At 41.1% G+C, this 21,634-nt stretch carries 21 protein-coding genes; 8 read left to right on the top strand and 13 right to left on the bottom strand.

From position 1 onward, the window contains the following. Window positions 1-2 precede the first annotated feature (2 nt). Window positions 3-1,208 (top strand): DUF1615 domain-containing protein, encoded by a 1,206-nt coding sequence (locus F897_RS08860; RefSeq protein WP_005235153.1) that lies wholly within the window; start codon window positions 3-5, stop codon window positions 1,206-1,208. Next, a complete protein-coding gene (locus tag F897_RS08855; RefSeq protein WP_005235152.1) occupies window positions 1,175-1,840 on the top strand; it encodes an HAD-IB family phosphatase in 666 nt (221 codons plus the stop codon). The genes F897_RS08860 and F897_RS08855 overlap by 34 nt, the downstream gene beginning before the upstream one ends. Before the next feature lie 53 nt (window positions 1,841-1,893). On the opposite strand, the gene F897_RS08850 is transcribed toward F897_RS08855, so the two are convergent. Together F897_RS08850 and F897_RS08845 are read right to left on the bottom strand one after the other, a co-directional pair. Further along, on the bottom strand, window positions 1,894-2,988 hold the full coding sequence (locus F897_RS08850; protein WP_005235151.1) for a fatty acid desaturase family protein: 1,095 nt from the start codon (window positions 2,986-2,988) through the stop codon (window positions 1,894-1,896). 14 nt (window positions 2,989-3,002) lie between these two features. Further along, window positions 3,003-4,067, bottom strand: a complete 1,065-nt coding sequence (locus tag F897_RS08845; protein WP_005235150.1) for a ferredoxin reductase — start codon at window positions 4,065-4,067, stop codon at window positions 3,003-3,005. Window positions 4,068-4,220: 153 nt separating this feature from the next. Here F897_RS08845 and fabR point away from each other — a divergent pair, with 153 nt between their 5' ends. Continuing rightward, a complete protein-coding gene (gene fabR, locus F897_RS08840; protein ID WP_005235149.1) occupies window positions 4,221-4,898 on the top strand; it encodes an HTH-type transcriptional repressor FabR in 678 nt (225 codons plus the stop codon). 45 nt (window positions 4,899-4,943) lie between these two features. Here the strand turns inward: fabR and F897_RS08835 are convergent, their stop codons facing one another. From F897_RS08835 to F897_RS08810, 6 genes are all read right to left on the bottom strand, one after another. Further along, window positions 4,944-5,744, bottom strand: coding sequence for an alpha/beta fold hydrolase (locus tag F897_RS08835; protein WP_005235147.1), 801 nt, complete (start codon window positions 5,742-5,744; stop codon window positions 4,944-4,946). 128 nt (window positions 5,745-5,872) lie between these two features. Beyond that, window positions 5,873-6,139 (bottom strand): PAAR domain-containing protein, encoded by a 267-nt coding sequence (locus F897_RS08830; protein ID WP_005235145.1) that lies wholly within the window; start codon window positions 6,137-6,139, stop codon window positions 5,873-5,875. A gap of 146 nt (window positions 6,140-6,285) precedes the next feature. Further along, entirely contained in the window at window positions 6,286-9,123 is a 2,838-nt protein-coding gene (rapA, locus tag F897_RS08825; RefSeq protein WP_034581153.1) for an RNA polymerase-associated protein RapA, read from the bottom strand. Window positions 9,124-9,266: 143 nt separating this feature from the next. Continuing rightward, a complete protein-coding gene (locus tag F897_RS08820; protein ID WP_171065463.1) occupies window positions 9,267-9,863 on the bottom strand; it encodes an RluA family pseudouridine synthase in 597 nt (198 codons plus the stop codon). Between the two features lie 178 nt (window positions 9,864-10,041). Next, window positions 10,042-10,752 (bottom strand): phosphopantetheine-binding protein, encoded by a 711-nt coding sequence (locus F897_RS08815; protein ID WP_005235140.1) that lies wholly within the window; start codon window positions 10,750-10,752, stop codon window positions 10,042-10,044. A gap of 97 nt (window positions 10,753-10,849) precedes the next feature. Beyond that, complete coding sequence (locus tag F897_RS08810) at window positions 10,850-11,371, bottom strand: hypothetical protein (RefSeq protein ID WP_005235138.1); 522 nt, start codon at window positions 11,369-11,371, stop codon at window positions 10,850-10,852. A 69-nt stretch (window positions 11,372-11,440) separates the two neighbouring features. On the opposite strand from F897_RS08810, the gene F897_RS08805 reads away from it, so the two are divergent. After that, window positions 11,441-11,866, top strand: a complete 426-nt coding sequence (locus F897_RS08805; RefSeq protein ID WP_005235136.1) for a hypothetical protein — start codon at window positions 11,441-11,443, stop codon at window positions 11,864-11,866. 174 nt (window positions 11,867-12,040) lie between these two features. Here F897_RS08805 and F897_RS08800 read toward each other — a convergent pair whose 3' ends face one another. The 4 genes from F897_RS08800 to F897_RS08785 all read right to left on the bottom strand — a co-directional run bounded on the left by F897_RS08800 (window position 12,041) and on the right by F897_RS08785 (window position 15,762). Next, entirely contained in the window at window positions 12,041-12,457 is a 417-nt protein-coding gene (locus tag F897_RS08800) for a GlcG/HbpS family heme-binding protein (RefSeq protein WP_005235134.1), read from the bottom strand. Window positions 12,458-12,581: 124 nt separating this feature from the next. Next, window positions 12,582-13,883 (bottom strand): glutamate-1-semialdehyde 2,1-aminomutase, encoded by a 1,302-nt coding sequence (gene hemL, locus F897_RS08795; RefSeq protein ID WP_005235133.1) that lies wholly within the window; start codon window positions 13,881-13,883, stop codon window positions 12,582-12,584. A 39-nt stretch (window positions 13,884-13,922) separates the two neighbouring features. Beyond that, window positions 13,923-14,543, bottom strand: a complete 621-nt coding sequence (gene thiE, locus F897_RS08790; protein WP_004786336.1) for a thiamine phosphate synthase — start codon at window positions 14,541-14,543, stop codon at window positions 13,923-13,925. An 835-nt stretch (window positions 14,544-15,378) separates the two neighbouring features. Next, entirely contained in the window at window positions 15,379-15,762 is a 384-nt protein-coding gene (locus F897_RS08785; RefSeq protein WP_005235130.1) for an Mpo1-like protein, read from the bottom strand. A gap of 333 nt (window positions 15,763-16,095) precedes the next feature. On the opposite strand from F897_RS08785, the gene F897_RS08780 reads away from it, so the two are divergent. Further along, on the top strand, window positions 16,096-17,553 hold the full coding sequence (locus F897_RS08780) for a CYTH domain-containing protein (RefSeq protein WP_005235128.1): 1,458 nt from the start codon (window positions 16,096-16,098) through the stop codon (window positions 17,551-17,553). Between the two features lie 121 nt (window positions 17,554-17,674). Next, window positions 17,675-19,129 carry a CYTH and CHAD domain-containing protein gene (locus F897_RS08775; RefSeq protein ID WP_005235126.1) on the top strand — a complete coding sequence of 485 codons (1,455 nt, stop codon included), beginning with the start codon at window positions 17,675-17,677 and terminating at the stop codon, window positions 19,127-19,129. A 19-nt stretch (window positions 19,130-19,148) separates the two neighbouring features. Here F897_RS08775 and F897_RS08770 read toward each other — a convergent pair whose 3' ends face one another. Beyond that, the gene (locus tag F897_RS08770) at window positions 19,149-19,781 is read right to left on the bottom strand and encodes a hypothetical protein (RefSeq protein WP_004786345.1); all 633 of its coding nucleotides are present in this window, start codon (window positions 19,779-19,781) and stop codon (window positions 19,149-19,151) included. Window positions 19,782-19,891: 110 nt separating this feature from the next. On the opposite strand from F897_RS08770, the gene F897_RS08765 reads away from it, so the two are divergent. Together F897_RS08765 and F897_RS08760 are read left to right on the top strand one after the other, a co-directional pair. Beyond that, the gene (locus F897_RS08765; protein ID WP_005235124.1) at window positions 19,892-20,287 is read left to right on the top strand and encodes a DUF3144 domain-containing protein; all 396 of its coding nucleotides are present in this window, start codon (window positions 19,892-19,894) and stop codon (window positions 20,285-20,287) included. 108 nt (window positions 20,288-20,395) lie between these two features. Continuing rightward, complete coding sequence (locus F897_RS08760) at window positions 20,396-21,460, top strand: amidohydrolase family protein (RefSeq protein ID WP_005235122.1); 1,065 nt, start codon at window positions 20,396-20,398, stop codon at window positions 21,458-21,460. Window positions 21,461-21,634 lie beyond the last annotated feature (174 nt).

Here is a 21,634-nt window from a genome sequence, read left to right as displayed (position 1 = left end):
CCATGAACAAATATTTTGCTCAAGCTTTTTCTCTTAAGTCCTTATCCCTACTTGCTTTATCTATTAGCCTTGTAGGGTGTGGCAATGGCTCATGGTGGTCAAATGATGAACCAACTCTTGAAGTTGAACATATTCGCAAAGCCATTCCAGGTCGTGTCAGCCAGCGCGAATCCTGGGCACAGGATATTTATGACATTACTGACCAGCTCGGTATTCCACAAACTAAAGAGAATATCTGTTCAATCGTAGCAGTTGTCGATCAGGAATCTAACTTTAATGCAGACCCGGTAGTTCCTGGTCTTGGTGAAAAAGCCGTTAAAGAAGTTCAGGAACGGCTGGAAGAAAAATTTAAAGATAAACTTGGTGAAAGTATCGGTGGAACAGTTGCAGGATATTTCCAGGATGTACTAAAAAACCATCCAAGCCCAGAAGACAATTATTTAAGCCGGATGCGCCGGGTCAAAACCGAACGTCAATTAGATGAACTTTATCGTGAAATCTTTGATTACATGGCTAAGCATTATCATGTAAGTGCATTGACAGGTGCAGCTAAACTGTTTGGGCAAAATATTGGCGAAAAAATGAATCCGATTACAACCTTGGGTTCTATGCAGGTTCATATCAGCTATGCCAAGGAATATAAACGTCAAGGTGGTAGTATTGCTGATTTACGTAGTGACCTGTATAGCCAGTATGGCGGACTCTATTACGGGATTCATCGATTGATGATGTACCCTGCGGATTATGAAAAACCGATTTATCGCTTTGCTGATTATAACTCTGGGATGTATTCCAGCCGTAATGCAGCATTCCAGAGCATGTTAAATAGCTTAACCGAAGCTGAGTTGAGTCTGGATGGCGATTTACTACTATATACTAAAGATGGCGCGATTCGCTCACAAAAGAGTCAATCTGAACGAGAGCTCATCAGCGTTTTTGCAAAAAATAATTTTATTATTACTGAACGTCAGATTCGGGCTGACTTAAAGAAAGAAAAAGTTAAAGATTTTGAAGATACTATGACTTATCGTGGCATCAGTAAACTTTATCAAGAAAAAACTGGTAAAGAGCCAATTTATGCAATGATGCCAGAAGTCGTGATCTCAGGCCCAAAATTGAGTCGTGAGTATAATACTAACTGGTTTGCCAGCCGTGTCGATGGTCGTTATCAAACATGCATGCACCGCATCAAAAACATAAAACTCTAGCCTTATTTGATTTTGATGGAACCCTGTATCCTTATGACAGTTTTACAGGGTTCATTTTCTATGCCTTAAAGAAAAGGCAAATTCTGAAACGTGGACTTCGTATTCTGCCTTGGATTCAGGCTTACTATCTTAAGCTCTATCCTGCTCATGCGATGCGACCAAAACTGTATTACACCATGTTCAGAAATAGTCATGCGCAGGAAATTCAGCAGCTTGCCGAAGAATACGCACAGCGGCTTGTTTTAAGATTGAATCCCAAGCTCTTAAAGCAACTCAGACAACACCAGCAACTCGGGCATCAAGTCGTTCTCGTTTCAGCCTCGTTAAATTTATATTTAAAACCGGTTTGTACTTATTTAGGCATTGACCTGATTTGTAGTGAAGTAGAAATTCTGACAGGCGAAATGACAGGTTTATACAACACACCTGATTGTAGTAAGGATCAGAAGAAAAGCAGAATCTTGGAAAAATATAATTTAGAAGATTATGCTGAAATTTATGCTTATGGAAATAGTGAGGAAGATGAGGCAATGTTAAGCCTTGCACAGTATGCTTATTTAGAAGGACGAGATAAAGTACTTCCATTACTTGAAATGAATTTACCCAAGTCTGAACTTAAAATAATTAATTAAACTGAGAATAATAAAAAACCGCTATGAACAGCGGTTTTTTATTGAAATCTATCTTACTTCTTAAACGGAAACGCATATTTCACGATACGTTTAATCACGCTGCCATACTGTTTTACCAGACTGGCATTATTATAGTTTAAGCCGTATTTTTTACATACCGCTTCTACTTTTGGTGCCATTTGACGATAACGGCGTGCAGGCACATCTGGATATAAGTGATGTTCAATCTGATGGCTTAAATGTCCAGTCAAAATATGAAACGCTTCAGAACCGGTTAAGTTTGAAGAACCACGAATCTGACGCGTATACCAGTGACCACGGCTTTCATTTTCCATGACGGCTTTCGGAAACACTTCTACATCTTTAGTAAAGTGACCACAGAAAATAATACTAAAAGTCCAGATATTACGAAGACCATTTGCCACCAGGTTACCTGTCAATACCGGTAATGCTGCAGGACCTGCAATCAACGGAAAGAATACATAATCTTTGAATAATTGCTTACCAATTTTACGCTGCATTGGCTCCCATTCTTCAAGAGTTTGTTCTTTGGTTTTACGGCCTTTGAAGTATTTACCCAATTCAAGGTTTTGAATGGCTACGCCCCACTGGAATAATAAGCAAAATGGAATACTGTAAATTGGCTGTAATAAATAGCCTGGTTTCCAGCGTTGCTCAGGGAATAAACGCAACAAGCCATAACCAATATCATCATCCATACCTTTAATATTGGTATAGGTATGATGCTTAAAGTTATGGGTTTGACGCCAGTTGTCTGAAGTTCCGACAATATCCCACTCGTAAGTCTGGCCATTGAGCTTCGGATCATTCATCCAGTCATATTGACCGTGCATGACATTATGACCCAGTTCCATATTTTCCATGATTTTGGCAAAGCCTAATAAGCCTGTACCCAACAACCATGCTGGCGGAAACCAGCCTGCGAATAATAAGGCACGACCTGCAATCGATGAATAACGGATGCTCGAATATACGCGACGGATATATTTGGCATCTTTTTCACCTAAATCATCCAGCACTTCCTGTTTGATGGCATCAAGCTCACGTGCAAGTTCATCTAGCTCAGATTGGGTCAGTTCACGGTTTTTAGGATTTTTAAAATACTGTAATTTTACTGGCATATTCATAGGATAAAACTCGCTTATAAGTCGATGACAAGGTCAGTCTGCGCTGAGTTAACACAAATTTTTAAAAGATTACCTGGCTCGGTATTTTGTGCGCCATTGACCAAATTCTTGGTTGAACCTTCTGCTTTATTACAGGCACATTTATTACAGATGCCCATACGACAGCCATGGGTCGGTCGGATATTCTGCTGTTCCAGACCCACCAGAATCGACTGACCTTTAGGAATCGTGACAATTTTTTTCGATTGAGTCAGGGTTACATTGACAAAACCAGTATCAGCTTCATCATTCAGACTCATGCTGAAAGCTTCACTTTTGAACAGTTTTGCTGAAGCAAACAGTCGTTCTGCAGTCGCAACAAAACCTGATGGTCCACACGCATAGACTGTGCTGTGTTCCAATGCCTGCAATTGATCTAGATAAGATTCATCAAGACGCGGCGCAGCCGGTTGTTCCTGAGTTGCAAATACCTGATAAGAAAAGTTTGAAAACTTTTGTGTCAGCTCTTCAAAACGCGCAATGAAAGCAGCATCCTGATTTTTCTTGACCCAATACCATAAAGTTACTGGTGCAACCAATTCAGCTTTATCATTTAAAGCTTCCAGTATACTCAGCATTGGTGTAATACCACTACCCGCAGCAAGCAAAAGCAATGGGCTGCTCTGTTCTGGCAAAGTCATGTCACCGAAAGGTTGACCGAATTCAATGATATCGCCGACTTCAGCCTGTTCAGCAAACCAGGTGGTAACCTTACCTGCATTCACTTTTTTAACCGTCAATAAAACATGCTGCTGATCAATACGGGTCAGACTATAGCTACGTTCATAACGAATGCCGTTCACCACCACAAATACAGGATGATGCTGGCCCACCTGACCGAACTGGAATAAATGATTGACACGAATCGTCAGACTCAGCATATCCTGCGCAGCATTTTCTTTGCGCACGATCTTGCCTAAGGGCTGATTCATCGACCATAGAGGATTTAATTTCTGCATCCAGAAATTAATCGCATATGGATCAATCACACTCTCTTTCAGCGTATTTAATGGCGTTTTAAGCTTTTCGAGTACAGGCATCGTTTTAGACATCACCTTGGATTTTTAATTATTATACACTTGTATATATATTTGTATATACACTTGTATTGTTTCTAATCATTTCACAAGCTGGACTGCCTTCGTTATAATGTGTTAATGCCTTTTACTAATCACCTCATGAATGAGCCTTCAATGAAAATAAGCAGTGACGCGTCTTTACCATCGAAAAGCATTGATGAGCCCATTATTGTCCGTAGTGTGGGCCGTAAAGCGACCATTACCAAGGAAGAACTGTTTCAGGCTGCTTTAAACCTGATTGGACCACAAAAAAGTATTTCATCTTTAAGCTTGCGTGAAGTTGCCCGTGAGGCTGGAATTGCTCCGAACAGTTTTTATCGTCATTTTAAAGATATCGATGAACTGGCGATTGAATTGATTGATCGTGCCGGGATTGTGCTGCGTCAGATTCTCAATGAGTCCCGCCTAAAAGCATCGAAACAGAATAGTATTATCCGTAGTTCTGTCGAAGTCTTTATTGCCCAGCTGGATGCTGATGAAGGCAATTTAAGCTTGTTATTACGTGAAGGCTATACCGGTTCAAAATCTTATAAACAGGCAGTCGAACGCCAACTGAATTATTTCCAGCAGGAGCTTCAGGAAGACCTGATCCGTCTGGAACGACTTAATAATAAAAAATTATTTCATCCCGATATTGCTGCTAGAGCGATTACCCAACTGGTATTTAATATGGGAGCCAATGTGATCGATATGGCACCTGAAGACCGTAAGGAAATTGCGGAACAAACCATGATCATGATTCGCATGATTCTGGAAGGTGCCCGTCATCTGGATCAGTCTCAGATCCGTTAAACCAGCTGAAAAAAGACTCTTAGTGAGTCTTTTTTATTATCAAGATTAAAGCTCATTCAATTTAGCTTTAACATGGTTTGCTGTCACTTCTGGATGTTTTAGTGGAAACATATGTCCGCCCTGCACCACTGAATAATCTACCCGATAAACCTTATGCATGCTTTGTGGTAAACCTTGCTGATAAAACTGGCTGCGCTCTGCTGTGATTAAATGTATCGGAACCTGTGGTGGTTTTCTTGGTGTACGCCACCACCAGGCCGGTACAGTCCGGAAAATTTCTGCCTCAACCTGTTTCGGAATAGCTAAAGTTACTCCTCCACGCTCTTGATCAGGTACAATCCCGCTTTCAATATAATCCTGAAAACATTGTTCATCAAAATGCTTAAATAGACGATTCGATCTCAGCGCTGCAACGGCGTCCTGTTTAGATGGCCAGTAATCCTTACGTTTTAGGGTAATACCTGCCGGAGTGAAGCGGTCAATACTTTTTAAGTTGAACTTTTTCACGACTTCAAACAATGCACTATTTTTCCCAATTACGAAAGGTGGATCCATGATCACCAGTTTGGAAAATAAATCCGGACGTTGATAGGCTGCCATTAAAGTTACCAAACCACCAAATGAATGTCCCAGCCCAATCACCTTTTGATCCGGAGATTGCTGCTGGATATCCTGTATCACTTCATTTACTAGATAACGCCAGTCTTTGGTAATTGGATAGGCTGGATTCATCCCGATCAGCGGAATCGCCTTGACCTGATATTCATCCTGAAAATAATTTAAAAACTTACGATAGCTTGCCGATGGAATGCCATTGGCATGAGTAAAATGCAAAACCTGTTTCATTATTTTCTTTGATCATTTCTTTATAAAGCCTGATAGAAGCTTAATATTAAAATATGAAATTCCACAGGATCTAATTCACCAATCTATGACCTTTAAGTCACTTTCAGTCTAGATCGACATATGGTCCATTATTTTTTAGAAATAGCCAGATTTTGCATCGGTAAAAAAGTGGCTCCACAACTGGCTTTATCTCCAGCAATGATTACAGCCCTACCTTTGACTATTGTAGATAAATCACTAGCAATTGCAGTAACCGTAGTTTGACACTTGGGACAGTAATGCTTCATGCCATTCAGATGCACTGCCATACCATTAATTAAAAAAGAGCTCTCACACTCAGAGACCATACCGCCATGGCTGGTTTTCGCGCCAATAGTGATCAATGCTTTGGACATGGTATTTTATTTCTTATTCTTAGGTGTGCTGATTTTAAACAATACAGAAAATATCAGCTAGCACAGCCCGACCAAGCACTTAATGAAGATTTAAATTTCAGTCATAAAAAAGCAGCCCGAAAGCTGCTTTTTAATTCATTAGACCTTTATGGCTTAACCACGACCATTACCTGAATTGCTTCAGGTGTTACAGATAAACCTTCTAACAAACTCAAACCTTCTTTCTGCAATTTCTGTAAACGTGCGATTTCATCTTCACGGATACTTGGGTTGAACTGTTTTAAGTAAGTCAGACGGTCAATTTCATACTGCCATTTATTACCATACACTTCTTTAGCCTGCTGCTTGAAGTTTGGTAATGCTGAACGAGCCAATTCCAATGCTTGTTGATAACGCGCTTCAATTACTTCACGGCGCGCTTTCACTACCTGACGGCAGCTATTGCCATCTAAATGATGTAGATATGGTTTCAGGATTTCAGGCGCAATCTTCTGAGACAAGTCCTGACCTTTTTCACTCAGCAATACACGGATCAGCTGTTGTGGCAAGCTTGATGGCAAGTTTAGTGCTTTTGGTGCAACCACATCAACCTTGAACCACACTTCCATCAATAGAGAACCTTGTGGTAACGCTGCAGACTTTAAGACTGCAACATTGGTACTACCAAAGCCCTGGGTATTGATCATTTCCATCACGCTTTCAGTGAATGGATGTTCTAGGGTCAAGTACTGTGCATCTTCACGGATTTGAGCCTGGTCACGATAGAAAGTGGCTGTCATGCCCTCTTCATCCAGGGTTAAACCTTGTACCTGCATCTGATCCGTTGGCTTGATGATCACCGTACCATTACTTTGTTCATCAAAATCGATATTGGTCGATGCCATGAAACGCTTCATGAACATTGGCAAGGTGGTATTGTCATCATAGTCTTCAAGCGCATTAACAATTTCCTGTGCCACGACGGGGCGGCAAGAATTGTACTCAAGCAGACGGTCACGACCTTCCTGCAACTCAGCTTCCAGTGCTTCACGTTGTACGCTAACTTCTTCCAGCAGATCTTCAAATTCCTGTCCTTTATCTGCCAGCAGGCAATCTTTCAGAGCAACAATAAAGTTTTCTTGCAGCGTTTGTGCAGTTGGAGAAATGTTGCTGAAAATATTCAGCGCTTCGTTATACCAGCGGAACATACGTTCTTGCGCAGTACCCATCAGATAAGGCACATGAATCTGGATACGGTTTTCCTGACCGATACGGTCCAGACGACCAATACGCTGTTCCAGAACATCCGGGTTGGCTGGCAAATCAAACAGGATCAAGTCAGATGCAAACTGGAAGTTACGGCCTTCTGAACCGATTTCAGAGCACAATAAAATCTGTGCACCATAAGATTCTTCAGCAAAATAAGCAGCTGCCTGGTCACGTTCCAGCAGACTCATGCCCTCATGGAACATGGCAGTACGTATACCTGCATGCAGACGTAATACATTTTCTAGCGCTTCAACCACTGGACCACTACGCGCAATCAGCAATACTTTTTTATGCTTCAGATCAGTACGCAACTTTTCCATCAACCACATTACACGCGGATCAGTTTCCATCCACGAGCCATCGAGTTGAGATTCTTCCGGCCACATTTGCTCACGCAATTTACCATCTTTAGACCAGTTTTCTGGCGCTGGCAATGGTGCTGGCTGACAGTCACGGCCCGGGAAGCCCTGAATTGCCTCACGTGTATTACGGAACAGGATACGGCCCGTACCATGACGGTCTAGCAATTCATGAATCGCACGGAAACGTTGCTCTGGGGTATCTTCAATCGCATGACCAAGCAGGCTTTCAATCGCAGTGAAATGCTCTGCTTCAAGTGGCAGATCTGACATCAACACTTCAGCGATTTTAGCGGTATGCTGATACTGCTCTTCTTCATCCAGGAAACGGTCCAATGAACTGAAACGTTGCGGATCAAGTAAACGTAGACGTGCAAAGTGAGATTCTACACCGAGCTGTTCTGGTGTTGCAGTCAATAACAATACGCCCGGTGTTTTCTCTGCCAGCTCTTCGACCAGATCATAACGGTCATTGCCACCTTCTTCCTCAGACCACATCAGGTGATGCGCTTCATCGACAACCAACAGATCAAAGCCCGCTTCAATCGCCTGTTCGCGCAGATCTTCGTGATCCACCATCAAGTCCACAGAAGCAATAATGCGCTGCTCAGTCAGGAACGGATTTAGATCAGGATCATGCTCTTTAATCGAGGCAGTACGCGCCAGATCAAATAGAGAGAATTCAAGATTGAAACGACGACGCATCTCAATCATCCACTGATATTGCAGTGAATCTGGAACCAAGATCAGGATACGTTCAGAACGGCCAGTTTTAAGTTGCTGATGAATGATCAGACCAGCTTCAATGGTTTTACCCAAGCCAACTTCATCCGCCAGTAAAACACGCGGTGCAAAACGCTGACCGACTTCATGTGCGATATACAACTGGTGTGGAATCAGACCTACACGCGAACCGACCAAGCCACGCAATGGACTGGTTTGCATATTGGCTTGCATCAGCAAGGCTTCAATACGCAGGTCATACCACTCTTTATAGTCAATCTGGCTGGCCAGTAAACGGTCTAAAGGTTTAGACAACTGGATCGTTGCGCCTACACGGGTTTCATTTAAAGCTTTACGTTCTTCTGTGCCATCTTCAAGAGTACGGACCACGTGATAACGCACTACGCCATTGCGATCTTCAACTGACTCAACGGTCCAGATCGTACCTTCCTGATCTTGCAGCTCGTCATTTGCATTAAATACGATACGAGATAAGGGTGCGTTACTGCGAGCATAGACGCGAGTTTCATCGCTTTTTGGGAATAAAATGCTGACCGATCGCTCATCAACATCAATGAGAACCCCTAAACCGAGTTCTGTTTCAGTATCTGATAACCAACGTTGACCAATAGCAAATTGCTGCAATTTTTCCACCTTTATCTTAAGTACAAGATTATGAATATCAGGCTCAATCACGAAACGTCATTTGAGCAAAATTTCACACCTTCAAGCAATGTATTTTGACATAAAGCCCACTAAAAAGTGAGCATAATTCACGTCGATTAAACAAGTATTTCCTAGAATTCAGCCGGACAATTAAATTCAACTAACTCTTCTGTTTTAGGATGATAAAAACTTAAACGCTCAGCATGTAAGCATAGACGCGGACTAAGCTGTTGCTGCTCTGGCGTTGCATATAAGGTATCGCCAATAATCGGATGTCCGAGATATTGCATATGTACACGGAGTTGATGTGAACGACCGGTAATCGGGGTCAGTTTCACCCGGGTCACAGCTTGCCCCTGAATTTCAAAATGTTCGATGGCCTGCCATTCTGTAATAGCCGGCTTATTATGATTCGGTTCAGCAATATGCAGTGGTGGACGGCTTGGATCATAAATGACAGGCACATCAACTGTACCCTTGCCTTCTAATGTTCCAGCCACGATGGCCTGATAGGTTTTATCGGTTTGGCGTTCCTGGAACTGGCGGGAGATGGATTTTTGCCCTTCACGGCTTAAGGCAAATACTAAGATACCGGAAGTATCTCGATCCAGACGGTGGATCAGTAAAGTTTTAGGTTCTAATTTGATAAGGCGATTGATCAGGCAATCTTGTAAATCTTCTGTTTTACCGGGCACTGTGAGTAAGCCTGCAGGCTTATGGATGACCATTAAATCTTCATCACGATGTATCAGATGTTCGGTTAGAAAATTACTCAAAGTTCAATCCCACGCTGATCGCGAAAAACAAGGCGGCCATGATAGAAAGCTTGAGTGATAATTACAATGCGCATTTATGTAAATGGCGATGAAATTTCCGATTATTTTAAGAAAATTACCCAATTACCGATCATCGACGTGCAGATTGCATTACAAAGCTCACTAAATCATGTAATGACGGGTGTTGCAGCACATCTTCGTAACGTAGATCAGCACCATGCGCACGCCATGTGCCAACCAGACTCACTACCGCAACCGAGTCCAGTCCATACTGTTTTAAGTCAGCATAAGGATCAATTTCCAGCGCATCCATATCCAGCTGTTCAGCTACTGCTAACATGATGCCTTTGGTTGACAATACATATTCTGACGGCGCACTCAGGTTCCACAATCGGGTCAGACTATAGCTGTTCATATGATGCAAACCTTGTGCCGATATATTCTCAACCCACTGGATATGCTGTTCCTGACTAGGCATCAAAATTGCATCATTAATTATGCAAATTTGCTCTGTCACACTTTGCAGATGTGGCAGGATCTGTTTCAGCATCGGTGTAATCTGTCCGGCGAAAATCAGTTGTGAATGAGTTGAAGCATATTCTCCAAGTTGCTGCATACCTTGCATTAAATCATCGCCATACAAATCAACGATTGGAATATCGAGTGCTTTGGCTTTATTACTGATCTGGATCAGATGAGTTATCAGGTCGCTGTCTTGTATGCCCTGCTGCATACGCAAGTTTTGCAATCCGACTAAAACCAAAACAGATTCATTTGATGTAAGCTGCCATTTGGCTTGAGATGGCGCGAGTTGGATTTTTTTGGGCATGGGGTACAGCATGGGAAGCTCTTATAAATACAAAATAGCATGATGGTTCATGCTATTTTAGTTTAGCATCGATTTGAAAAACACTTTGATTTTACAGACGTTTATTGTTCTAATTTCGTATAACCACCATTATGTTAAATGGAGTTTTTTGCCATTCTTGAAGCTCGTTTATAAAGTTATGAAATACTTCCATAGGCTCTAATGGCGAATAATTTTCTAGTGCTAAATACAATTTATCATCATATGAAATGAGTAAATTATTCAATTTTTTGTCTTCTAAATATTTAGAAAATAAAATAATATTTTGAAAAAAAAGATAAATATCCTCTTTTGATCGAATAGAAATAATGCGACTAAGAACATACTTATTCAATAATTTATGGATTACATTGTTTCTCGTGTTTATATCAAGATCAGTGATATGTATGTTTTTAAAATACTCAATAACCTCTTGAGAATTAGCCAAAAAACATACTTCTAAAGCTAATTCATCTGAAGGATTACTTTCTAGAGTATTTAAGGCCCATTTTTGAATGTCTTCTGGGGATTTTAAATATAATTCTAATTCGACTTTAAATTGAACTTTATTGGCTTCACTCATATTTTTATTTAATTTCTCTAAAATTAACATAATACATATGTTCTATGATGAAAATCTCTTAATGTATCCTTATAAAATTCTAACAATTTGAGTAAATTTATGTGGGACATGGTCATCTATATTTCTATTTTTGATCATTGGCTTTCAGAAGTGGAAGCTGATCAATCTAATATCATGTGCTATAACATCGCATTAAAAAATAATAGTTTAGATGAATATTTAGATGGGGAAGAAAAATTCTTAAATTTTTATTCTCAAATTTTTGATGAGTATTCTTTTAAAAATAATAAAAAAATAGATTTTGATGAATATAAAACCACAGTCATACGAAGCCTAAGAGAACAACTATTAATGGATATTTATGTTCAAAATGGAAGAATAAGGCTACAAGGTGGGTTTGATAGGACTGATCAGCTATTTTTAGCTGATGCATCTTTGCTCCCAGAAATTATGAAAAAATTAGAAACGAATAAATTGCATGTTTTAGAGACAATGAATTATGAAGATTATTTAAAATTAACATAATACACCTTATACGAAATTATTTTGATTTCCTTTTTAAATCATAACTTTATTGTATATAGACAAGCTCTCTCATTAGCGATTGGGCTTTTTAGTTGATATTTCACGTTCCACGCTTCATGTTGGAACATCGTTGGATGATTTTATTAAATTGAGCTGATCAATTTCTATTTTGGATTAGCTTTGCTTAGCCAAAAACTTTTCAATCTCCTGCTGTGCAATCTCAGCATCTTGGAAAGACTTCACTCCAGAAACACCCATTGCACCTACGAGCTGACCTTGATACATAATCGGCTCACCACCTTCCAACATCCCAGAAAAAGTATCCATCGTCAGAAAGCCCATTTGACCGCCTTTGATAATATCTTCAAACAGCTTGGACGGACGGCGACTAATAGCAGAACATCTTGCTTTTTCCAGACACAGGTTTGCTGTCATCGGTGATGCACCATCCATACGCTTCATTGCCAGTAAATTACCAGTTTCATCAACCACAGCAATACTGACATTAAAGCCATTTTCTAACGCATATTCATAGGCCTGATTTAATAAAAACTCAGCATCGCTTAAAGTCAAATAATGTTTGGTTTTCATCAAGATTTTCCTAATTTTTAATATAAATCTCCCCCTAGCCCCCTCTTTTAAAAGAGGGGGAACTTAAATTTTAAGCTTAAGAATTCCCTCCTTTTCCAAAGGAGGGTTAGGGAGGATTTAAAACTTAAGCTTTCATTTCAGCAAAAGTTTCTTTAGCCGCCTGAATTGTGAATTCGATATCCTCATCACTATGCGCAGCTGAAATAAAGCCCGCTTCAAATGCAGATGGAGCCAGGTTCACACCACGACTTAACATGCCATGAAAGAATTTTTTGAAGGCTTCAACATCACATTTCAGCATTGAATCAAAGCTGGTGATGTCTTCCTGATCCGTGAAGTACAGGCCAAACATACCGCCCACTTGCTGGGTCTTGAATGGAATACCTGCTTCATCCGCAGCTGCCTGTAAACCTGCAAGAAGTTTTTCAAGCTGTGCAGTCAATTTTTCATAAAAACCTGGCTCACGCAGATGTTTAAACATCTCGATTCCGGCACGCATTGCTAGCGGGTTACCCGACAAGGTACCTGCCTGATACACGTTACCTAGTGGCGCGATACATTCCATCACTTCACGCTTACCGCCAAAAGCACCGACTGGCAACCCTGCACCAATAATTTTACCCAAAGTGGTTAAATCAGGAGTCACGCCATAATGTGCTTGAGCACCACCAAGACCCACGCGGAAGCCTGTCATCACTTCATCGATAATGAAGACTGAATCATGTTCGTCACAGACATCACGAATAGCTTGTAGAAAACCATCAATCGGTTTCACCAGATTCATGTTCCCTGCTACTGGCTCAACAATCACACCCGCAATTTCAGATCCAAACTTGGCAAAGCATTCTTTTAAAGTAGCGATGTCGTTATACGGAAGGGTTAAAGTATGTTTGGCAAAATCAGCAGGTACACCCGCTGAAGTTGCTTCACCTTCGCCTTTAGTTAGCAGGCCAGAACCTGCTTTTACCAGCAGCGAGTCAGAGTGACCGTGATAACAACCTTCAAATTTTACGATTTTGTCACGTCCGGTATAACCACGCGCCAAGCGGATCGCAGTCATCGTTGCTTCAGTACCGGAATTGGTCATGCGCACCAACTCAATCGACGGCATGATGTCGCAAATGATATCTGCCAGAGTCGTTTCATGCACGGTTGGTGCACCAAAGCTTAATCCATCTACTGCTGCATCTTGCACCGCTTTAATAATCTCAGGATGTGCATGACCCAGAATCATTGGACCCCATGAACCCACATAGTCCACATAGCGCTTGCCATCGACATCGTACAGATAAGCACCTTGGGCTTTCTCGATAAAGATAGGCGTACCACCCACGCCATTGAAGGCACGTACAGGTGAGTTGACGCCACCCGGAATATGTTTATTGGCTTGTTTAAATAGTTGTTCTTGCTTTGGAGATAAACTCATGAGAATCACTCAACTCAAAAATACAATAAGAAATAAAAATTAAGCTTGTTCAGCAAACAGTTCCGACCAATCATACACACGTTGACCAACAGTCGACATTGAGCGACCCAATACATCACTAATGACTGCACAAAGGTCGGCGCCGGCTTCAATGACTTCTTTGCCGTTTTCCACCGTCAAACCGCCAATAGCACAAATCGGTACATTTAATTTACTTTTGGCCTGTTTTAAGGTTTCCAGACCAATATTACCTGCTTCTGGCTTGGTATCAGTCGCATAGATCGCGCCAAAGGCCACATAATTAGCCCCATCAGCAATGGCTTGTTCAGCAAGCTCAAGTGAATTATTACAACTGCGGCCAATCAATACATTTTTGGGCAAACGTTCAACAGCTTCCTGAATTGAGCCATCATCCTGACCCAAATGCACGCCTACGCCATATTTTACTGCAGTTTCTAAATCGTCATTAATCACAAATGGAACTTTGTACTGTTCGCACATTTGTTTCATATATTCGATTTCGTAAGCCTGATCTTCTTTCGCTACTTTTTTACGACGATACTGAAGTACCGCAACTTCATAAGTCGCCATTGCACCTTCAAGTTTTGCCAAGAGAAGTTCAATAGGATCATCATTGGTAATTAAATACAAACCGCGCATGACTGCCGCCATTCAAAATACATACGCTATTATAGGCATAAATGGGCGAGTTTCCCCATCCTAAACACTGAATAATACCCAATTCAGGTATTAGATTATTATTTGTACTTTTTATACAGGTGATTGATCAATATCCCTATTTTCAGTGATAGGCGGCTGCGAGAATTTACGTTTTAATGGTTTTATAACAATAATGATAAAGTGTTAATGCTTACGCGCTCCGACAAACGCTTTTAGGATTTTGCAGATAACTTAGTGGAGAAGTTGCAAAATTCTGAAAGCGATTTTTTTATGCCCGAATTTTACAATTCCTGTTTATAAAATTGTTCGAATACCATTAGTCAAAAAACTCAAAGAAAACTTCAAAATACCCAATTTCAGGGATAGGTTTACACCCATTAAAGGATTTAAATAAGTTTGAACACAACAAATAAATAGAAAAGCAAAAGCTGTGTTTTATCTACCAGATCCTTTCTAGCTTTGGGTAAACCGTTAATGAGGAGACGTGTCAAAGCTAGAAAGGATCGACCCATCTAAGCAAAACCGACCATCTTATCTTTCGAACTTGCCTCATTCATCTCGTGAATATTTTCGAAATCATTCAGATAAATTAAAAATACGTCAATGCACATCTTTCTATTTTTTTAAATATAAAAAAAGCCCGGAGAAGGTCACTCCAGGCTTGGAAAACTGATTTATTCAGTGACTTATACTCTTTGATAAAATACTGAATAGGTAATAAAACAATTAATAGAATAATAACTCTACACTTGCAAGTGTTTTTATCGTTTTTATTGCAATACTTAAGCATAAATCCGATAAAACGTCATAAGCCCTAACTTGGAATTTTGTCGTGCTTACGATCGACCAGGCTCAGGTTACCACGTAATACATCAGCAAACATACGCCAGTCTGAAATAAAACTGTAAAGCGGCTGTTTAAAGCTGGCCGGTTTATTCTTTTCAAAAATGAAATGACCAATCCAGGCACATGCATAACCTGAGAGTAGTCCATAGGCCAGATATTTGGCTTTACGCTGACAAAGGGCTTTGCTAAAAAAATATAAACCGATACTGCTGCCGGCGACATGCAAACGGCGGCTCATAATATGGCGATGCTCGGTTAGATAAAACCGGTAAAATTCATGATAGTCATGAATCGGCATTTGTGGAGAAGTCAATACTGCAATCTCATTGCTCGGCTGCACCTGTGCATTCATTATCATCATCCTGATCTTTTTTCTTCACCTTAGCGCATAATTTAGGCAATTAAAAGTACCTTTATTTTCATGCAATTCTATACCTGAATTTGGCTTAGATATTGAATTGTCATGCTTTCAGCAAAAACTGGTGAATGAGATCAGCATGTTAATTTTTCCATTTCCATTTTTTTCAATCGGTCAAGTCTTACATCAGATTGGTTTTTCGTTACAATCAGCCGCTCAAAAGTCTAAAAAATATTTCCGTTTCATATCGGAATTTCATGCAAGCGAATAAAAATTCAATTTATTTTTTAATATTTTTCAATAAATTGAATAGACAGGATGATTATCATGGTTGAAGTTGAACTCAAGTTCCAGATTCCCGCGGCACGCCGTACTGCCCTGCTTAAGGCACTTGATCCTAAGAAATCTCAACAGATCCAGCTTCAAGCCAAATACTATGATACTGCAGACCGTCAACTGGCCCAGCATGGAATTGCCCTACGTCAGCGATTAGAAGGCAGTCGTTGGGTTCAGACGTTAAAAGCGGCAGGCAAAAGCCACATTGAACGTTTCGAGCATAATCATGATCTAGATGAATTAGAATATTCTTCTGAGCTGGACCTGAGTATTTACAAGCAGTCTGCTGAAGCGCAAACCTTGCTTAATCGTGCTTTAGGTGATCAGTTTGACCTGCTGCAACTGCAGTTTGAAACCGATATTGCCCGTACCTTGCGCGTGATTGAATATGAAAATACGTCAATCGAAGTCAGCTTGGATATCGGCTGTATTCGCACGCCTCATGCTGAACAGGAAGTGCATGAAGTCGAATTCGAGTTAAAGCATGGCTCAATTCAGGATTTGCTGGCCTTTAGTTTTGAATGGGTCAAAAAATATCAGTTGTGGCTGGATGTACGTAGTAAAGCAGAAATCGGGAATCTGTTAGCGACTAATCAGAACGTAAGTCCTGCTACTTTTGCCAAGGAATTCCAGATCAGCAAAAAAGATAGTGCAGGCAAAAACCTGTGTCATCTGGTGGCCCAGCAAATGCAGCACTTATTGCCCAATATCGCGGCAATCTCCGCGCAAGTGGCAGAACAGGAACATATTGATCAGGCACAACAGGCCTTAGATCATCTCTATCTGACCCTACTTTTGTTTAAAGATTGGCATCCTCAAGTTTCAGACAAATGGGCGCATCAGCTTGCCGCATTTAAACACCAGTTTGAACATCTGCAACATTTACAGCACATGCAAAACACTCTGGCTGGCTTCCTGCAAAATCCTACAACCGCAGAGAACCTGACTAAAGATATTCTTTATGCTAAGGAGAAGCTGGGCAATCTGGTTAAATCTACCCAGAATGTGCATCACTATCTGGAATTGTTGATCTTCAGCTTAAGTACAGATGAAGCTAAGCCGCTAGAATTAAAATCTGCAGCGCAAACTACCCTGCAGCAACAATACAAAGTTTTGCAGGAACAGATGAACCAGACTGATATTACGAATTTTGAAAGTCTGGATCAGCTAGCAATTCGCATTCAGGAATTAAAATTCAGCTTCCCGATTTTGACCACAATTTATGATGTCAAAAACCTGCAAAAATACAGCAAGGCTTTAAATGATGCACAGCAGGCAGCCAATGAATATCAGACGCTAGCCTCTTCTGCAGTCTATATTCAACAGACCGAGCTGGAAGCCAGTGACTGGTTTGTGCTAGGTTGGTTGACCGCAAAACAGGAAGTCTATGCACAAAAGTTACTGGAAGCGACAGAACAGTTTCTGGTCAGCCGCAAATTCCTTAAATAAGTATTTAACTGACTTTCAAAGCACGCTACGGCGTGCTTTTTTGTTGCACAAGCACATCACAACACTTTCGTTGTTTGGTCTATATTGATTGTTATGAGCTTCATCGAGAAGGAATGGCCCGATGGCAGAAATCGAACTCAAATTCCAGATTCCGCAAAGTATACGTCACCAATTCGAACAAGATTTTCAGCAGTACGGGCCGACTCGACATCATTTATGTGCCAAATACTTTGATACTGCCGATCAGCAGTTACAGCAGCACAAAATTGCACTCCGGCAGCGTCTGGAAGATCAGCAATGGTTTCAGACCTTAAAAGCACCGAGCCAGCATCAGTTTGAACGCTTTGAACTAGAAGAAGCATTGGATACTGCACCGGATAGGTGTGATTTAAAAGTTTATAGCAAGCATAAACAAGCTCGGAAGATTCTAAAACAGGCACTTCACACCCTAGATACGACTCTGTCTCTACAATTTGAAACTGATGTAGAGAGGGATCTTTGGGTTAAAGATTACCGAGGAAGTCAGATTGAAATTGCACTAGATAGAGGTGAGATTCGTTCTAAGGGCCAAACTTTGGATATTTATGAAGTCGAATTTGAGCTTAAAAGTGGCAGACTTAGTGACCTAATTGATTTTGTTAAACCTTGGATTCAACGCTATCAGTTATGGCTGGATGTACGCAGCAAATCTGAACGTGGTTATGCCCTGTTGAATAATAAAACTGATCTTCCGGTCCAGCATCAGACAACCTTAGAGCTCGCAGCTAAAGACGATATTCATCATATCTTGCAAAAAATTATCAGCAACTGTCTGACTCACTTGTTTCCTAATGCGACGGCGATTGCGCTAGAGAATTACAATAGTGACCATGTGCACCAGGCCCGCGTCGCTATCCGGCGTTTACGCAGTGCCTTAAAAATCTTCCAGCCCTATCATCAGGATTTGCCAGAGGAATGGCAGGATCAGTTACGAAATATCTTCCAGCAATTGGGTTCTACTCGGGATCGCGATGCTTTGGCTGAAAGTCTGCTTCCTCAGCTAGAAGCGGCAGGTTCACCAGTATTGCAATTACCTCCAGCCCAACAGGATCAGACAGATATTAGCCAATTATTCAAAGAGTCGACCACGATGGAGCTGATACTGGAGCTATTACGTTTTAGTCAGGATCAGAGTGAAAAACAGCAAAAGTCCTCCCATAAAATCCTGTGTAAAGGACTGAGTAAACTGCACCAGAAAGTCTGTGCAGATGCAGAGAGTTATCAGGAACTGGATATTGAATCGCGCCATCGCACCCGCAAGCGGGTTAAACGCTTGCGTTATAATGTGGAATTTCTGCAAAGTCTGTTTCCTGAAAAGGAAGTTAAAAGATATCTGAAAGCGCTAAAACCCTTACAGGAAACTTTGGGTCATTATAATGACCTGTTTGTCGCAGAAAGCCTGTATAGACCTTATGCCAAAAAACACTCCAAGGCATGGTTTGTCATCGGGTGGCTTACTGCAGAACAGCAGCATCTGTCGAAACAGGCTGCCGAGCAGTTACAGAAATTTTCTCACACCAAACCATTCTGGCAATAGATAAATAGGCAAAATCGCTCTAGCGATATTTGCCGTACACTTTCCAGGTATTGTTATCGGCTAATGGATCGCTATAACTATCGCTGCGCTGCTTACGCGGCTTATCACGGGCATCAACCAGCTCAAAATGTGGTTCAACACTCAGGACGATTCCATTCACATAAAATCGAGTCCGAGTGTATTCACTTTGACCATGCTGGAACACATAAGTACGCAGATCTACAAATTCACGATGTGCCACCAAAGCCGCCGTCTCATCACTGTCTAGCCAGCGTTGCATGGCCTGAATCTGTTCCGGTTCAAATTGTCCACATTTTTCAATCAGGCTGGCAATACCACGAAAGGTCTTGGATTCTTTAGCACGGGTTTTATTAATCCGGATGCGGTCTACATGAAAATAGAATAAAGGCAAATTCAAATGACTTGGCAAATGAATCGCATCCAGGACTTCATCTTCCATAAAAGGCTGAAACAGATCCTGTGCCCTTTCAATCAGACCCAGCCATTGCTTGTAATATTCTTCGACCTGCGACTTGGTGCCATAATAAATTGGCAATCCTTCAACATTAGCCAGATTTGCCGGTGGCCAGATATTCTGGCGCAATAAGGCAATATCACTTTTCAGGCTCTGTACCGCAATTGCATCTTGCATGAGATTCACATTTTTATTGCTTAGGCTATTTTTAGATTAAGGCAAAGGTTTAGTTTCTGCAAGGCTTTGCCTATAATTAGTGATTAAGATTTTATTATCAGGAAAAATTCATGGTTCAAAAGATTGAAGCAACCGATGTAACCGAAGAAGAAGCGTTAAATGCTGCATTCTTTGAACGTGCTGATGAATTTATTAAACAGGCCAACGAATTTAGCCGTATAGAAAAAGGCTCTCAGGAAAACCCGGCAGAAAAACGTGGTCAAGTCAGCGCCGCAATGCTGTTTGGTACTGCCCGCTTTAATACTTGGGTCGCTGCCAACAATTTCAAAGATGGCAACGAGATGCGCGACGCTAAAGATCAGGTCATGTCTTATATCTTGCAGCAATTTCAGATGATGCTGGAAGATAACTATGATGAATACTGTGAGCAGTTTGAAAACTATTTACGTTTCCGTCGTAATGAAGAGTTTCATGCCAACAAGCATCAACACGACCACGATCATTAATGAAAGCCCTACGGGGCTTTTTTTAAATCTTTGATTTTTAATTTGACTTTAATGCTGCATTTATCCTATAAAAAAATGAATAAAAATTAAACGACGACCAAAAATATCATGCAGCAACTGCCCTTTCCGATTATAGATCCGCATATTCATCAATGGGACCCTTATACCACACCGCATGCCGCAGCCTCTGCCGTAAAATTATTTGGCAAACATCCAAAACTGCTGGACAAGATGGTGCGACTGATCAAGCCCAAAGCGGTGATCGATACCATTGGTCTAACCGAACATCTGACCGCACCTTATCTACCTGAAAATTATAAACGTGACATCGGTCATTATCAGGTGGAACAGATTGTTCATATAGAAGCAAGCTGGCATGAGCATAAAGGTACTGGTGTGGTTAATGAAACCAGGTTTATTGCCGGACTGCCTTTTGCTGAACAGAGTATTCAGCTAGGCGGCATTGTGGCCACAGCTGAACCTCGTCAAAAAAACTTTAAACAGCTGCTGCAATTGCATCAGGAAGTTTCGCCTAAACGACGTGGTATTCGTAAAATGGCATCGTTCCATGCCGATAAAGGCATTCATGCTTGGACCGATGAACCGCATTTATACTGCAACAAGAAATTTCTGAAAGGATTTGAGGAATTAGCCAAAGCCAATTTAAGTTTTGATGCCTGGGTTTATTCTACCCAAATTTCTGATGTGGCCCATCTGGCCAAAACATTTCCTGAAACACCAATTGTGCTGGATCACTTGGGCACACCTGCCGGCATCTTTGGTAAAGTCGGTATAGCGACAGGACAAACAGCACAGCAGCGAGACTATATTTTTCAGACCTGGAAAGAAGACCTGGCTGAACTGGCAAAATGCCCGAGTGTATATAGCAAAATCTCCGGTCTGTTTATGCCTGTACTCGGTCACCGTTTTCATTTAGATCGAAAACTGGCAAAAAAAGATGAACTGATTCAGCTCGCGACTCCGCTAATCCAACATGCCTTACAATGTTTCTGTAAAGATCGCATCATGTTTGCTTCTAATTTCCCGATGGATCGTGTCAGCACAGATCTGGTCACCATCATTGATGCCTTTAGCGATATTGTGCAGAACTATGACGAACATGCTGTAAAGCCGGTTTTTTATGAGAATGCGAAACGCTTTTATCGCTTATAGAAGTCTTATTGGGTAAAACTGAATCAACAAGTAGATTAAAATTTTTCATGGTCATAGATACGCGGAAACGTCATCCGCGATTGTTTGAGGCAGGACTACATCGTAAGAAGATGGCTTCTATAATAAATTTATTTCGTGAAGGTGGTGGACGAGTTTTGCAAATGACAAATGGTT

The sequence above is a fragment of the Acinetobacter variabilis genome, assembly GCF_000369625.1.
In the GTDB taxonomy this organism is placed as follows: Bacteria; Pseudomonadota; Gammaproteobacteria; order Pseudomonadales; family Moraxellaceae; genus Acinetobacter; species Acinetobacter variabilis.
The sequence above is the reverse complement of the archived record's forward strand: the minus strand, read 5'-3'. Positions and strand labels throughout refer to the sequence as shown.